1 protein-coding gene is annotated in these 1,496 nt (G+C 46.3%); it reads left to right on the top strand.

Annotated features, from left to right (window positions below; genetic code table 11):
* The coding region (locus BBG47_RS27960; RefSeq protein WP_065294462.1) for an ABC transporter substrate-binding protein at positions 1–1,297 on the top strand (1,297 nt) is incomplete at its 5' end.
* Positions 1,298–1,496: the final 199 nt, after the last annotated feature.

Here is a 1,496-nt window from a genome sequence, read left to right as displayed (position 1 = left end):
CGGCTGCTTCGGCAAGAAGGAAGTGCTGGAACCGCTTGAGCCAAGCAAGATCAAAGTGATTTACCAAGATGAAGACGCATTTTACCGTGATTACGGAAAGTACTTCAATATGAAATATCCGCAGATTGAAGTCGAAGTCATTCCACAGGTTCAGGTGCTCAAAAATCTCGGTAAAATGATCCGCGCGGATGAATACGAGGCGGAAGTAAAGAAGCTGCTCGAAAAAACGGACGCAGATGTATATATGCTGGACAGCGGAATGTTCAAGCAGTTCGCCACCGACGGGAAGCTTTATGATCTTGAGGAAGCCATCCGGCAGGACGGCTATAATATCGAGGAGTTTATGCCGGGACTTATCGATTCGATCAAAAACCTGGGCAACGGGAAGCTGTATGGGCTGGCTCCACAAGTAAGCATTGGAGCTCTGTACTATAACACAAAATTGTTCAAGGATAATCAAATTGATCCGCCGACGAACAAGATGACCTGGGAAGAGGTGCTGCAATTAGCAGCGAGATTTTCTAATGTTAAAAATGGAAACCGTCCTGTGCATGGCTTGTACTTTTCGAATGGCCATGCAGGCAATTTGATGTTCGATATCGCCGATACTTCCGGCTTAAAGTTCTTCGATGCGAAGGGGAAGAAGGTGCTTATCAATTCGGATGGATGGAAAAAAGCAATGAAAATGGCTGTGGATGCTGTACGCAACAATGCGGTTTATTTCCGTCCAGAAGATCAGATGTATTCGTCAAAAAGCGACTTTTTTGATGATGGTGTGGCTGCGATGACTATATTCGGCCCACCTGCTACATATGCCGTTAGATTTAATGAGGACGAGCCGGTAGATTGGGAGGTCGTCACTGTCCCAATTGAGCCTGGGGTGGAATCGACGAATGTTTCCTTTTATCCGCTTTTTGCGGTTTCTGCGAATTCGACCAACAAGCGCGCTGCTTGGGAATTCGTCAAGTTTACAAGCGGATCGGAAATGGCTCATGCCCGATCACGGACGATGACTGGTAATTTACCTTCACGTACCGGTTATTTGAAGGAATTCAAGGGCAAGAGCATGGAACCGTTCTATTTGCTGAAGACTCAGCACAACAGCGTCTGGATGAATGACTATGTCCCATTTCCTTTCTTCGGGAAGTTCAATAAGACGCTGGAGGAAGAGCTTCAGGCCGTTATCGATCACAAGAAGTCAGTAGATGAAGCGGCTGCTGCCTTGGAGATAAAGGGACAGGAGCTATTATCCAAATTGCAAGAAGAAGCAAAGCAGAAAACAAAAGGAAAGTCATAAGTAAGGAAACGGGTGAGAAAACGTGCATCACAAATGGAAAATAACGATCCTGCTGCTAACGATCGTTTCCTTAATGAGCGGTTGCTTGGGCAAGAAGGAAGTGCTGGAACCGCTGCAGCCAAGCAAAATCAAGGTGGTCTACCAGGATGAGGACGCCTTCTACCGCGATTACGGGAAGTATTTTCATATGAAATATCCG

The sequence above is a fragment of the Paenibacillus sp. KS1 genome, assembly GCF_001680695.1.
Taxonomy (GTDB): Bacteria; Bacillota; Bacilli; order Paenibacillales; family Paenibacillaceae; genus Paenibacillus_B; species Paenibacillus_B suaedae.
This window is presented reverse-complemented; position numbering and strand designations above follow the sequence as displayed.